Source organism: Paenibacillus sp. FSL W8-0439 (assembly GCF_038008995.1).
Classification (GTDB): Bacteria; Bacillota; Bacilli; order Paenibacillales; family Paenibacillaceae; genus Paenibacillus; species Paenibacillus polymyxa.
The window spans coordinates 2,218,334-2,231,855 of record NZ_JBBPAK010000001.1 but is presented as its reverse complement, the minus strand read 5'-3'; the positions used below and the strand labels follow the sequence as shown (position 1 = coordinate 2,231,855).

General features: G+C 45.4%; 15 protein-coding genes. 7 read left to right on the top strand and 8 right to left on the bottom strand.

What is annotated here, in order from left to right:
- Positions 1 to 29: 29 nt before the first annotated feature.
- Complete coding sequence (locus MKX36_RS09910) at positions 30 to 350, bottom strand: hypothetical protein (protein ID WP_013370783.1); 321 nt, start codon at positions 348 to 350, stop codon at positions 30 to 32.
- Positions 351 to 739: 389 nt separating this feature from the next.
- Here MKX36_RS09910 and MKX36_RS09905 point away from each other — a divergent pair, with 389 nt between their 5' ends.
- Entirely contained in the window at positions 740 to 979 is a 240-nt protein-coding gene (locus MKX36_RS09905) for a hypothetical protein (RefSeq protein WP_013370782.1), read from the top strand.
- Positions 980 to 1,107: 128 nt separating this feature from the next.
- On the opposite strand, the gene MKX36_RS09900 is transcribed toward MKX36_RS09905, so the two are convergent.
- A complete protein-coding gene (locus MKX36_RS09900) occupies positions 1,108 to 1,257 on the bottom strand; it encodes a hypothetical protein (protein ID WP_016821028.1) in 150 nt (49 codons plus the stop codon).
- A 215-nt stretch (positions 1,258 to 1,472) separates the two neighbouring features.
- Between MKX36_RS09900 and MKX36_RS09895 the strand changes: the two genes are divergently transcribed.
- On the top strand, positions 1,473 to 2,495 hold the full coding sequence (locus MKX36_RS09895) for a flagellar motor protein MotB (RefSeq protein WP_258957356.1): 1,023 nt from the start codon (positions 1,473 to 1,475) through the stop codon (positions 2,493 to 2,495).
- A 31-nt stretch (positions 2,496 to 2,526) separates the two neighbouring features.
- Here the strand turns inward: MKX36_RS09895 and MKX36_RS09890 are convergent, their stop codons facing one another.
- The 3 genes from MKX36_RS09890 to MKX36_RS09880 all read right to left on the bottom strand — a co-directional run bounded on the left by MKX36_RS09890 (position 2,527) and on the right by MKX36_RS09880 (position 5,114).
- Positions 2,527 to 2,865, bottom strand: coding sequence for a L,D-transpeptidase (locus tag MKX36_RS09890; RefSeq protein ID WP_340864581.1), 339 nt, complete (start codon positions 2,863 to 2,865; stop codon positions 2,527 to 2,529).
- Between the two features lie 82 nt (positions 2,866 to 2,947).
- Positions 2,948 to 4,045 carry a ribosome small subunit-dependent GTPase A gene (gene rsgA, locus MKX36_RS09885; protein ID WP_016821025.1) on the bottom strand — a complete coding sequence of 366 codons (1,098 nt, stop codon included), beginning with the start codon at positions 4,043 to 4,045 and terminating at the stop codon, positions 2,948 to 2,950.
- Positions 4,046 to 4,517: 472 nt separating this feature from the next.
- On the bottom strand, positions 4,518 to 5,114 hold the full coding sequence (locus tag MKX36_RS09880; RefSeq protein ID WP_013370777.1) for a DUF2087 domain-containing protein: 597 nt from the start codon (positions 5,112 to 5,114) through the stop codon (positions 4,518 to 4,520).
- A 260-nt stretch (positions 5,115 to 5,374) separates the two neighbouring features.
- Here MKX36_RS09880 and MKX36_RS09875 point away from each other — a divergent pair, with 260 nt between their 5' ends.
- From MKX36_RS09875 to MKX36_RS09865, 3 genes are all read left to right on the top strand, one after another.
- Positions 5,375 to 6,346, top strand: a complete 972-nt coding sequence (locus tag MKX36_RS09875) for a YpdA family putative bacillithiol disulfide reductase (protein WP_016821023.1) — start codon at positions 5,375 to 5,377, stop codon at positions 6,344 to 6,346.
- A 22-nt stretch (positions 6,347 to 6,368) separates the two neighbouring features.
- Positions 6,369 to 6,812 carry a DUF441 domain-containing protein gene (locus MKX36_RS09870; RefSeq protein ID WP_013370775.1) on the top strand — a complete coding sequence of 148 codons (444 nt, stop codon included), beginning with the start codon at positions 6,369 to 6,371 and terminating at the stop codon, positions 6,810 to 6,812.
- 139 nt (positions 6,813 to 6,951) lie between these two features.
- Positions 6,952 to 7,464: a hypothetical protein gene (locus tag MKX36_RS09865; protein WP_013370774.1), complete on the top strand. Its 513-nt coding sequence runs from the start codon at positions 6,952 to 6,954 to the stop codon at positions 7,462 to 7,464.
- Positions 7,465 to 7,597: 133 nt separating this feature from the next.
- Here the strand turns inward: MKX36_RS09865 and MKX36_RS09860 are convergent, their stop codons facing one another.
- Positions 7,598 to 7,900, bottom strand: coding sequence for a HesB/YadR/YfhF family protein (locus MKX36_RS09860; RefSeq protein ID WP_016821022.1), 303 nt, complete (start codon positions 7,898 to 7,900; stop codon positions 7,598 to 7,600).
- 334 nt (positions 7,901 to 8,234) lie between these two features.
- Complete coding sequence (locus MKX36_RS09855; RefSeq protein WP_340864580.1) at positions 8,235 to 8,435, bottom strand: hypothetical protein; 201 nt, start codon at positions 8,433 to 8,435, stop codon at positions 8,235 to 8,237.
- 50 nt (positions 8,436 to 8,485) lie between these two features.
- On the opposite strand from MKX36_RS09855, the gene MKX36_RS09850 reads away from it, so the two are divergent.
- Together MKX36_RS09850 and MKX36_RS09845 are read left to right on the top strand one after the other, a co-directional pair.
- Positions 8,486 to 10,243, top strand: coding sequence for an ABC transporter ATP-binding protein (locus MKX36_RS09850; protein ID WP_025364676.1), 1,758 nt, complete (start codon positions 8,486 to 8,488; stop codon positions 10,241 to 10,243).
- On the top strand, positions 10,243 to 12,333 hold the full coding sequence (locus MKX36_RS09845) for an ABC transporter ATP-binding protein (RefSeq protein ID WP_340864579.1): 2,091 nt from the start codon (positions 10,243 to 10,245) through the stop codon (positions 12,331 to 12,333). The genes MKX36_RS09850 and MKX36_RS09845 overlap by 1 nt, the downstream gene beginning before the upstream one ends.
- A gap of 112 nt (positions 12,334 to 12,445) precedes the next feature.
- Here MKX36_RS09845 and MKX36_RS09840 read toward each other — a convergent pair whose 3' ends face one another.
- Positions 12,446 to 13,414 carry an S-layer homology domain-containing protein gene (locus tag MKX36_RS09840; protein WP_340864578.1) on the bottom strand — a complete coding sequence of 323 codons (969 nt, stop codon included), beginning with the start codon at positions 13,412 to 13,414 and terminating at the stop codon, positions 12,446 to 12,448.
- Positions 13,415 to 13,522: the final 108 nt, after the last annotated feature.

The following is a 13,522-nucleotide window of genomic DNA, read 5'->3' as shown; positions in this document are numbered from 1 at the left end:
CAAGGTTTCATATTATTTCATGTGTGTATTTACCCATTTTTTTCAGTTTGAAACAAAGAACGCCTTCCATATACAGGCGCCTCGTCCTGAGTTGTCGAAAAAGCTCGCTGAATGCGCACGGTGCAGCCTTCCCGTAAGCCTGCTCCTGTGAGTAGCTGGTTATCCTCCACTCTGAACCAAAGCCCTTCCGGGAACTTTGCTTCCATAATATATTGCATGCCTTCAGCCGGAGGCTCACCAAAAATACGCACACCCAGCATCAATTTTAAATGTTCTACCGAGTATTCATCTGCCACCTCAATATCAAACCACTCTGTTTCCTGTCGTCCTGAAAGCACGGTCAGGATCATCTGTCATCCCTCCCGATCCTTAATTTATACAGCAATACTCACGCAAAAAGCCTATTTCTACGGAAATATGGCTATCGTAACTGTAGCATCCGCCTATTAGACTGTCAATTTGTTACAAAATGCCCACGCTCAAAATAAAACAGTGACTATAGTCATACTTAAAATTAATAGTAGAGTCATATGAATCAAAAATAGGGATTTACAAATTTCATTCGTGTGCTTACGTCATTTTGTCGATTAGGTAGAACTAAATTCGATTGTTACCCAAATTGTTGTGAACACTTTGTAAATTTTTCAGACCTTTATGTTTTTATAAGGTGTTTTTAAGGTAATTTTAAGAAACGGGCACTACAATAAAGCCATGAAATAACTCAGGTGAGGTGATTTTTGTGAGAACATTAATTACATTTCAAAACAAACGTATTCCCGTATACTTCAATCAAGAAAATAAGCAACCGGTACAAAAAACCTTAAAACTTCTAAGTAATACTTTGGAGAACAAAATCTCCAGTGGCAAGCGTGCCCTTCAAAAATGTCTTAACTCTTTGATCAGTATAGAGATTGTCGGTTGTGAAGCCATCCTGCATAGCGTTAGTGAAAATGATTCATTGGCATTGTCCCTCTATTAAGAGGGACTTTTTTTTGTTTGCATTAGACACAAAAAAGAGAGGGGCATTTCAGCACCCTCTCCAAATCAGCGGTTATGAAACATGCTACATGTGACTTACCGCAGCCTATGCATTTGATCAGACTCTATTTATAGTATTCTGCGATAACCTTTTTTACCGCCTCGTTCCTTTTTCTGCGCCTTCTCAATTCGTATTCTAAACAGTTCTAGTAAATTAGCGCGTGTATGTTCTTCCCGGCAGTTGTCCAGCTTTTTTAAGATAAAACGGTCAATGGACATATGACTCAGGCTCCTTTACAGCAAGCTGCCCCTGCTTTTCAAGGGGATGATCCGGCTATCCATTTTTAACCATTCCACCTGTTGTTTAAACACGTACGATTTGACTAGGATAAAGCAGGCGGGATTACATACCCTTTAAATAGGGTAAATACATAAAGTTTCGAAAGTTTTATCAGTTTAGCCTGGAAGCTACGGACAAGGAGCGAGCAAAAACCATGAGTAAGCACATAATGACCAAATTAAGCTGGAACCTTTTATGTATGTTCTTCATCCTAACTATGCTGGCTGCATGCAGCAGGGAGAAAGCCTCAACTCGAAGTATGGCCCAACACGAAGCTGAAGCACGTGCCTATACCGTGACAGGTAATCCGAACCAAGCTGCATCATCCCTTGATGAACGAGCTGCCAACGATGCACCTGTCCACCAGCAAGGCAGCAGCTATGTCGAAATATCAGGTGACGTAAGTATAGATAAAAATACAGTGAAGGTTACAGGGCATTCCAATCTGCCGGCTGGAGCACGGATCAAAGGGAATCTTGCAGTCAAAAACTCTCTGTTAACCGGATATACGGACGAGACAACTATTCAAAAGGACGGAAGTTTTGTACTTCAAGTACACCGACCTGGTATACAGGGAAGTATGGATCTGACTGTTCTGTTCCGTCCAGATGACCAAGACAAAGAAATAAGAAATCTGTATGGTAGTGGTGGCAACAAATTAGAAGGCCCTTATGTATATCAATACGAAGAAAACGAACAACTTTTGCAAGAAATTCGGATAGGTGCTGAGTTTGATCCTGAACAAGACCGCCATGTCCCTCTAATTAAGCCTGTCTGGAACAAACCAAAGGACTACGGTAATCCTCAAGTGTGGATTAAGCCCGATGTGAGGCAAAAAGGAAATTATTATCACGTATATGCGCGTAGCAATTTGCTCGAGGGTTCGGACGTCAAGCTCACAATTGATTTTCCGGGACGATGGCAGTTTGGCTACGATGATCAAACCAAGGTCATGCCTGATGGTTCCTTCAGCATGAGGGTCAAAAAGCCGAGCCTTGCTAACCGCTACACCCTGGTCATAAGTTTCGAGCCGAACGAAGATATGTGGATCAACGCCAAACAGGCTTACGGTACAAAAGGAGAGCGTCTTGCGGGATCATTAGTTAAATCCGCAGACGACAAAAAGGGCTCCAAACGGATTGAAGCCCGTGTCCAAATTCAACCCAAATCGTACTAGGCAGCCAAAGGAATCCTATATCATCTAGCTGTTATGGCTGTATCGTGACCGGCGTCCCTATACTTACCTTCTCTTGAAGCTCCAGTACATCCTTATTATGCATTCGAATGCAGCCATGTGACACCAACTTGCCAATGGACCATGGCTCATTGGTGCCGTGAATGCCATAATGCGGCTTGGACAGCCCAATCCAGAACGCTCCGAAAGGACCGCCCGGATTGGGCTGTTTGTTAATAATCGTAAAATGCCCATGCGGTGTTTGTGTAGCCACCTTCCCAATACCGACTGGATAACTAAGAACGATCTGACTTCCATCTTTTAAATATAGACGACGATCCGATAAATCCACCACAATGCTGTAGTTCGGCATATGTTCCCCCCTCTACACCATATGCCGACTACCACATAGATTTTCTTAAATTTCTACAAATGATGTTTCATGACAGCTCGCCTTACCACTCCACATCACGTCGCCAACCACCTCGCTGATCCCTGCGGCCCGGAGTTGTACTTGAACGGCTATCTTTTCTACGTCGGTCTGCTTCCTTGCGTGCCTGATATTCCAGTTCCCGCTGCATCTTGCGATAATTGTTCACTCTGGATTCCGATAATTTCCCTTTTTGGATAGCTTCCTCCACCGCACATCCAGCTTCTCCCTTATGCTTGCAATCGGCAAAACGGCATTGCTGAGCTGTTTCCATAATATCAGCAAAGGTATGAGCTACACCCGTGGAATCATCCCATAGATTAAGCTCGCGCATACCGGGTGTATCGAGCAGAACGGCTTGCTTTGCAATGGGAAAAAGCTGTCGGTGTGTGGTTGTATGCCTGCCTCGGCTGTCTTCCTCCCTCACATCCTGTGTCAGTTGAACTTCAGCCCCGGATAGCCAGTTCACTATTGTGGATTTGCCACTACCGGAAGAGCCAGTCAAAGCAACCGTACACCCAGGCTCAAGGAACGCCTCCAGCTGCTCTCTGCCTTCGTTCTGCAAAGCAGAAATTACGATAACGGGTACTCCAGGAGCAACTCCTTCCGCTTCTGCAACCCGCTGTTCGACATCTTCACAAAGGTCACTCTTACTCAACACGACAACCGGGTTTACTCCGCTATTCCAGGCCATGATTAAGTACCGTTCTAATCTGCGCATATTAAAATCATGATTCAGCGCATTAACAAGGAAAAGCGTATCTACATTGGTCGCGATCAGTTGCTCCTTCGTCTCAAAGCCTGCGGCCTGTCTAGATATTTGGCTTTTGCGTGGCAAGACAGCATGGATTACTGCATCCGATACTTCGTCCGACGTGGTGATGGCCACCCAATCCCCTACAGCCGGCATTTCCGCCGGGTCAACAATAGCATGTCTTAGCTTACCTGAAGCGGCTCCCCAGCGTTCCCCATCCATCGTAATAAGCTTCACCTTTTGTCCATAATCGGCAATCAAGCGGGCAGGGCGTATCTGCGTGTTTCCTGCTCGTTCCTCATAGTTTTGCTTCCATTGGTCCCACAAACCGTTCCAGTAATCAGACCAACCGTATTCATGTATACTCATTATTTTCCTCCTGAGATCATGTTTAATTTTTTTTGGTGTTACTCAATAGGTGTACATTTTTCTCTCCGCAAGCAAACAACGCAAAAAATCCGCAGGGAAACCCCTGCGGAAGGTATACAGCTCAAGCGATGTGATCCGTTCGTTCACTTATGCAAGCAGTCTTACACGGACTACTTTCGAAACCAACAACCGGATAACAAAACACTTGACCATAAAAAAATCCGCAGGGAATCACTCCCTGCGGATTTCGTTGGTTCTACTGTCCAACCAACTGCTGAGCTAAGACTATAGATCTAACAGTCTTTAGCCGTGCATCGTCCGTGCGGGAGACAAGTCATTCTGCTGCTGAACCCATTCACTCATGTTCGTACGCATATAACATCGCCTCCTCCTAAAATTTCCTTTATCATACAAGTCCATCAATTGTCTGTCAAGGCTGATTCTAAACATTTTAAACTATTTCAAGTTTTGTTTAACGTACCTGATCCCATCGTGTCCACATTTCACGCGGGTTCAATTCGTACATTTCTCGCTCCCTGTACATAAACTGATGCATGATCAGTTCACGCCGAATCGTCGCAAAATCCTCATGGTATTGCTTGATCCACTCGTTTAGTTCACGTTCAGGATAGATGCGCCCTGGCTCCAGTTTTTCGGCGAGCATCTGTAGTACGATCAATTTTTTCTTATACTGGGCAGGAATTTGACGCAACTTGCCGTCCTTGGCAAAAAAATTGCGTAAAACCGTTGCTTCCAGCGTTTCATTCAATTCGGACATATCTTCCTCTTCCTCTCCTTTTTCAAAAATAAAACGCACTGTCGCCTCGGCATGCTGCCGAATCAGCTCTGGGTTCAGTGTAAAATACACTGTGTTTTTATCACGGCGTTCCTTAATCAACCCGACCTCTCGGAGTTTGGAAGCATGATGCGTAACCGTAGGCTGTGACAGATTTAGCTTTTTCGCCAAAGCTTGACCATGCATCTCACCACGGGATAAAAGGAGTAATATTCGCATACGCGTTGGGTCCGCAAGTGCTTTATGATAATTGACCATTTTATCTAGTTGCACCGTAACTGCACCTCTTTTCACTACTACAGATTTGCTATGCAAGCAAATTCGCTTAACCTAAATAGATAATTATCTAATTATATGTTTATCAAATGTTTCTGTCAATTCTCTCTTCCATCATCTCTTTCTGAAAACGGCTGGATATTGTGCACACATTACGGTAGGATTATTATTTGAAAACTTCTCACACACTGAGCTATTTGCATCAATTCTGAGATCCGTTTGACGAAATAAACTAATACAACTGGAGGTTCATCCAAATGCACGACGTAATCATTATCGGTGGCGGACCTTGCGGACTATCCGCTGCAATCGAATGCAGCCGCAGAGGTTTGCGTACGATCATTATTGAAAAAAGCAACATCGTTCACTCCATTTTTCTGTATCCAACAAATATGCAGTTTTTTAGCACCGCTGAACTATTGGAAATCGGTGATGTTCCGTTCAGCACTCCCAATGACAAGCCTTTTCGTCATGAAGCACTTGCGTACTATCGCAAAGTAGCCTCACATTATAACCTGGACATTCAGCATTATGAGGAGGCTCAATCCATTCAGCGGCAGGAAGACGGTACATTTACCGTACATACTCTAAGCAAACGGGAAATAACCAAGAGCTATTCTTCACGCTATGTCGTCGTGGCTACGGGATATTTTGATCATCCGAACTATCTGGGCATTCCCGGGGAACAATTGGATAAAGTCACTCACTATTTCAGCGAAGCCCACCCCTATACAGGAACCCGGGTCGCAGTCATCGGCGGTAGTAACTCTGCGGTAGATGCTGCAATGGAATTGGTGCGGGTCGGGGCTACGATTGATATGGTTTATCGTCGTAATGAGTTGTCTCCATATATCAAACCGTGGGTTCGTCCATTGTTCGACAGTATGGTACAAAAAGGGAAGATCACACTGCACTTAGGCGCACGCATTACTGAAATTCATCCAGACCATGTTATCGTCACTCCGATGAACACAGAAGCATTCCAGCTCGAAAATGATTTTGTACTGGCACTGACTGGATTTCACCCAGAACGAAAACTACTGGAGTCTGTCGGAGTCCACATGGCTGAAGATCTGGACAAACCCGAATTTAATCCTGCCACGATGGAAACTAACATCCCAGGTATATATGTCGCCGGAGTTATCGCTTCAGGCAGCAATGCCAATGAAGTGTTTATCGAAACAGGTCGCTGGCACGGGCGTCAAATCGCCGAACATATCCAAAGTTAAACGATCGAAGGAGAACAACTGAATGGATTACAGCTCACTTATCCTACTGGTACTGGCTGGCCTTGGAATTATCAGTGGCAACTCAACCGTGACGATTGCTATGGTAGTACTACTACTGCTGCGGGTAACCAGCTTTCATACTGCTTTCCCCTGGCTTGAAAAGTATGGCTTGACGATCGGAATTATTATTTTGACGATTGGGGTCATGACCCCGCTAGCCAGCGGTAAAATCAGCATCAATCAGGTGACAGAGTCCTTCCTGCACTGGAAGTCCCTGCTCGCGATTGGTATCGGAATTCTGGTAGCCTACCTTGGCGGCCGCGGAGTAACTTTGATGTCCGGACAGCCTATTATTGTGACAGGTCTACTGATCGGGACCGTCATTGGCGTTGCCTTCTTTAAAGGGGTTCCTGTTGGACCTCTGATTGCTGCCGGGCTGCTCTCCTTATTAATCGGTCGCTCCTAAATTTCTAGACACAGGATTAAAAAGAGCCGTTCAACAAATATACAAATGAATGATGGCAATCTGCATATCTGGCTGAATTCAGTCCCGCTTTGTGTTATACTCAAATCGCATAATTTGGTAAATGCAGGAGGCTTGACCGATGTCTCGACAATTTGTAACGGAAGCTGTAATGGTGGCTATATACGGCCAGCTGCTTACATCTCCCGCCCCTGTGGAATATATAGTGCCTTACACATCACTGCTAGAGCTGTACGAATTCCAGGACAGTACAGAGCCTCTCATGGATAACCCTATGGATGATCAACATGTGAAGCGAAAGGTAAGTGAGCTGATCAGTTATTTTGAAGAACCGTTGAATCAGAAAAAAATTCGGCGTGCCCTTCAGATGCCTTGGGCGAAAAGCTTGCCAATCCTATTCGATGCCAATACATCACTCATTGTCATTAATGCTGTTGATACGGCGCATTACGGAGAATATTTTGATCCGATTGAAACCGAACTGGTGTTGACAGCTCAGCGTGAAGCATTACCCATCCTGACTGATCAACTGGACTGGATTCACCGCATTATCGAAGCTTCCGTACCTGTACATGTGTACGATATTGATGATTTTGATTTTGCAGTCGATGGTCCGATGTTTAACAACCCTTAACAATGCGGCATCCTGCCCTAACCACAATAAAGCGGCGGAGTATCATGTGCAGGTTCATCCCCTGCCACACGATACTCCGCCGCTTTTCATGTCCATAAACCATTACTGGCATGCTATTTTTAACGTGGAGGCATTAAGCTTGTTCATCCTTTTCATAGGTGTAAATAATGTCGTCATGTTCCTCCAAATACTTAACTTCCAGATGATGGCCCTTCAGATACCAGTAATCCTGGTCCTCCATATAAAACGTAATGCCAGCCGCTTCATGCTGTAATGCAGGGTGCTGCGGAGGCTCTACGGCAATTCCCAGAGAAAAGCCTGGATGCAACCCACCGCCGGAACTATAGCGAACAAAAAAACGGATGGAATCTCCACGATTCAAACCGAGCTCCTTAATGTACCACTGTGCCGCAGGTTCAGTTACCTGTATGCTCATGCGTTATGCTCATCTCCTTGTACAATGACGTCCTGTTAACTATATCATAGCATCTTTTGGAATAACGACCAACCGTCTCTCCCCATGCGGCTTCCTGGACAAGTCATATACATTTTTTTGAAAAAGGTTTGACAATTCGTAAAAAAGGGTGTTAAGATTCAACCATACGAGATCCATTTTGAAATTTATTACCAATTTGAACGATAACTCATGTAAGAATAACCCCATTTTGAGGAAGAAAGGAGTGTTTCCGGTGCTAAAATTTATGATTGTATTTCACCCACATCTACAAACAAAACAACTTCATACCGGAGCATCTCCCCTGTCGCATCCTTTAGAATTGGGCCATTTCTGTTGTATGGTTTAATACGAGTGGCTGCCTGCGTTTGAGCAGTTTTTCAGTGGTGAGTGTGCTGAAAATACCTGCACGCCATATGATATTGAGATTTAAGGCATATCGTCTGTGGACGGTATGCCTTTTTTGCGCCTGTTGCCGAATCGTACTTGTGGCAGCAAGCCGCTGTTGTTTCTTCAAAATGGTACACAACTCTCGAATGAACTTGACATGAAAGGATGGGATTCCTCTTGTTCTCAGTACTCAAAAATTTAGGCTGGTTTTTTAAAAGAGAACGAAGCCGATACGCCATTGGATTGTTTTTGCTGATTGCGGTTGGCGTTTTAGAGCTTGCTCCACCTCGGCTGCTAGGCAGCGCCATTGATGAGATTGTACGCGGTTCGATTTCCTGGTCCTCGCTTTGGCGTTATATTTTGTACATCATAGGCATTCTTGCCGTCATCTACTACATTACGTACATATGGATGCACAAGCTGTTTGGTGGTGCTAATCTGGTGGAGCGCCTATTGCGCACACGTTTTATGAATCATCTGCTGCGGATGACCCCTCCATTTTTTGAACGCAATCGTACAGGCGATCTGATGGCTCGTGCCACGAATGATCTTCGATCTGTCGCAAGTACAGCAGGCTTCGGTATGTTGACATTAACGGACTCCACTGTCTACCTTACCGTTGTATTGGTTGCCATGGGCACCCTGATTAGCTGGAAGCTAACACTGGCGGCCATTCTGCCCCTTCCTTTTATTGCGCTGGCCATGAGTATTTACGGTAAAGCCGTACATGAGCGTTACACACTAGCACAAGATGCATTTGGCGATATGAACGACCAGGTGCTGGAGTCGGTGGCTGGTATCCGTGTCATTCGGGCTTATGTGCAAGAACGAATGGACGAAAAACGTTTTGCCGATATTACTGAGGATGTGTTTCGTAAAAACTTGGCAGTGGCCCGAATGGATGCTCTCTTTGAACCAACAATCCGTTTATGTGTAGGACTTAGTTACGTTATCGGACTTGGGTATGGTATTTATCTGGTATTTCATAACGATATCACGCTAGGCGAACTGGTATCTTTTAACATGTATCTAGGAATGATGATTTGGCCGATGTTTGCCATTGGCGAACTGATTAACATTATGCAGCGCGGTAGCGCTTCCCTGGACCGGGTCAATGAAACTCTCGATGTCCAGCCAGACGTTCAGGATGTAGCCCAACCTGTTCCAGTGGATCATCCCGAATCCATCACTATGAAAGACGTGACTTTTCGTTATCCTACCTCCACGGTTGACAATCTGTCACATGTTAATCTGGAGCTCAAACGTGGAGAAACACTAGGTGTCGTCGGTCGAACGGGCAGTGGAAAATCCACTTTGCTCAAACAGCTATTGCATGAATATCCGACTGGCAGTGGTGATATTTTAATCTCCGGCACTCGGCTGGAGGATATTGCAGCGGAACAATTACACAGCTGGATTGGCTACGTGCCGCAAGAACAAATTTTGTTCTCCAAATCGGTGCGCGAGAACATTCAGTTCGGAAAGCCTGGGGCCGATGATGATTACATCATGGAAGCGATTCGTACGGCCGCCTTTGATCAGGATCTGGGAACCCTGTCCGATGGGCTGGATACACTCGTCGGAGAAAAAGGCATCGCCCTGTCCGGCGGTCAGAAGCAGCGCGTTTCGCTTGCGCGCGCCTTTATCGGTGATCCGGATATTCTAGTACTCGACGATGCACTATCAGCAGTAGATGCCCGCACGGAAGCACGTATTATTGACAATATCCGTCATAAACGCTCGGGTAAAACAACCTTGATCTCCACCCACCGTCTATCGGCTGTAGAGCATGCAGATCGGATCGTCGTGCTGGAGCAAGGACGTATTATTGAGGAAGGAACCCACAATGAGCTGCTTCAAGCTGACGGATGGTACCGACAACAATATGAACGGCAACAAGTGGAATCTGATCTGACCTCAGGGGAGGTATCCTAATGAAACCCAATATCGGCAAAAGGCTGTTCCAGTATGCACTGACGAGCAAAGCGGGTTTTATTGCCGCTCTCATCGCCCTGGCTATTGGAGTAGCCGCTGAGCTGGCCGGTCCCTTCATCGCCAAAACGATGATTGACGACCACATGCTCGCTATTGAAAAACCATTTTATGAAACGACTAGTGTGGACGGCACTATAAGTTATGCTGGAACCCATTTTAAACGTGAAGATCGCTTTGAGGCCGGGGAGACCAAAGGGCGCGAAGCGAGGATTTTACAAGTCGGCAGATCTTTTGTATTTGTCGATGGTTCCGTCCAGGTAGCGGATGGTAACCGATCCTTTACGAACGGTACGCTGACCGTGACACGCGGCTCCGACACCTTTCATTATAAAGCTAAGGCTCTAACGGCTGATGAGCTGTATAGCTTTTACAAACCGGAAATGCCCGGCATTTTTCAGCTGATTGGGTGGTATTGCTTCTTTTTAGTCGTTTCGATTTTTGCCGAGTTCGGCAAAACATACTGGCTGCAATCCTCGGCGAACAAAGTCATTCAGAAGCTTCGGCTTGATCTCTATGCACACATTCAGCGCTTGCCAGTTTACTTTTTTGATAACTTACCCGCAGGCAAGGTCGTATCCCGTGTTACGAATGACACGGAGGCAGTCAAAGATTTGTTTGTGGCTGTACTCTCAAACTTCACTTCAGGGATTGTAACGATGACAGGGGTATATGTGGCACTCTTTCTACTGGATTTCAGACTGGGTCTTATCTCTCTATTTATTGTACCGTTGCTGATCTTATGGATTGTATTGTACCGCAAGGTTGCAACCCGCTATAACACGATCATCCGATCCAGGCTCAGCGAGATTAATGCGATTATTAATGAATCCATTCAGGGGATGTCCATTATTCGTGTATTCAGGCATCAGAAACAAACACAGCAAGAGTTTGAAGAGTTAAATGATGACTATATGAAGCATCAGAATAAAATGCTGAATTTGAACGCTTTTACTTCGCACAATTTGGTCAACGTGTTGAGAAACCTCGCCTTCGCTGTCGTGTTGTGGTATTTTGGATCTGCGGCGCTTGGTACTACAGGTAGTGCGATATCACTAGGGGTATTGTATGCCTTCGTCGATGTGCTGGGTCGATTGTTCCAACCTATAACGGGGATGGTCAACCAGCTCGCCGTACTGGATACTTCCATCGTATCCTCAGGACGCGTATTTGAATTGATGGACGAAACTGGAGAGCCGGTGACAGATGGTACGATGCCGCGTTACAAAGGCCAGGTAGAATTTAATGATGTTTCCTTTGCCTACAAAAAGGATGATGTGCTTAAGCATATTTCCTTTACAGCACAGCCCGGCCAAACGGTTGCTCTTGTCGGGCATACCGGATCAGGTAAGAGCTCGATTATCAACCTGCTATTCCGGTTCTATGATCCGCAAAAAGGAACGATCACCATTGACGGAACGCCTGTCAAAAGTATTCCTAAGCAATGGCTTCGCCATCATATGGGTATTGTGCTTCAAGACCCATATTTGTTCACAGGTACGGTAGCCTCTAATGTCAGTCTCGGAGATAGTAGAATTACGAGAGAGCAGGTGAATAAAGCGCTGAATGACGTTGGAGCCGACAAACTGCTAGCCCATTTGCCCCAAGGATTTGATGAGCCTGTTATTGAAAAAGGCAGCACCTTATCCGCCGGGCAACGTCAGCTTATTTCTTTCGCTCGCGCGTTAGCCTTTGATCCGGCCATTTTAATTCTGGATGAAGCTACCGCCAATATTGATACCGAAACGGAAGCGCTCATCCAATCTGCTCTTGAAGTGCTCAAAAAGGGACGTACGACCTTTATCATTGCCCACCGTTTGTCCACCATTCGTAGTGCAGACCAAATTTTGGTGCTGCATCGGGGTGAAATTGTTGAACGGGGTAGCCATGACGAGCTTATGGCCCAAGGCGGCCGTTACTTCCAAATGTATCAACTTCAGTCAGGAACGGTTGCAGCAGAATCTGCGTCTTCCTCAGCTACACCTTCTGCGCAAAATGACTTGCTTACAGGTAAAGTCGCATTTAAAGCTTAAATAATACTAGAGCCTGGGGCTAACAATTAATATTTAGCATGAAAAAGCCAGCGGTCTCCATTCATATTGGGGACTCGCTGGCTTTATTTTATATATGACATATCTTGTCGTTTTATTTAGCTACAGACGTGCCTGTACCTGTGGGAGGAAGCATTGTTCCATCGACTGCTTTGAGCGTAACCTTATACTTACTATCTATCAATGTACTGGTGTGGGTATCTGTAATGACTTGAATGTTCATTTCCCCTGGTTTTGGACTCGTCAGCTTGTAGTAAATGACCGCATTCGTATCATCTACGTAGTCGATGTGATCCACTTCAATACCGTAACCTGGATTAGGTGCCTGAAGACGAGTGATGGTTACTTTGTTCTGCTGGTCATTCGCCTTCTGTATGCTCATGCTAATATTGGTTTGTTGATCTGAATCTACAGGCTCAGCTGGATTTTCCGGAGTGGCTTGCACCGGTTTATGATTTTGTACAAACTCGGATGCATGATAGACCATTTCTGCTGCCTCCATCCGCGTTACTTTACGATCCGGGTTAAAGTTACTCTTTTCATCCAATGTTGCAATTTTGGTCAACAAAAGAAATTGAACTGCTTCGTTCGACTCTTGGTCTAATTTTTTGCCATCTGCTATGTTAATAAGCATACGGACCGTTGGATATTCCCCCGTTGCACTCACTGCTTTATACAGAATATTCGCGAATTGCTCCCTAGTCATGCGGGTACTTGGATCAATATCCGGTGACAGAGGGATTTGGTGCTGGACTGCAATCCGATAGGAATCGGCATACCATGCGGAAGTCGGAATGTTTGCAAAGGAGCCCGTTGTAAAATCAGGCATAACCTGAAGATCCATCGCCCGAACAACCAAGTGTACTCCTTGTGCATACGTGAGCGTTTGATCCGGTGCAAACTTATCCTTGGTTATCCCTTGAATAATTCCTTTGTTCTGAAGTGAACTTACGATCTTCTCCTGCTCAGGTCCCTTTATATCACGAAAGGCAGAAGCCGACGTAGCCACAGCCAATGAACAGACGACAAGCAGCGCAGCTGCCACGCTTTTATTTTTGATCATGAGATACACCTCCATGTTTACTTTGCTTCTATACTTACGGACGCAATAAAACCATCAAATGTTTCAAATATGCACAAATTGGTTGCAAAACATTGGAATACCCTGCGA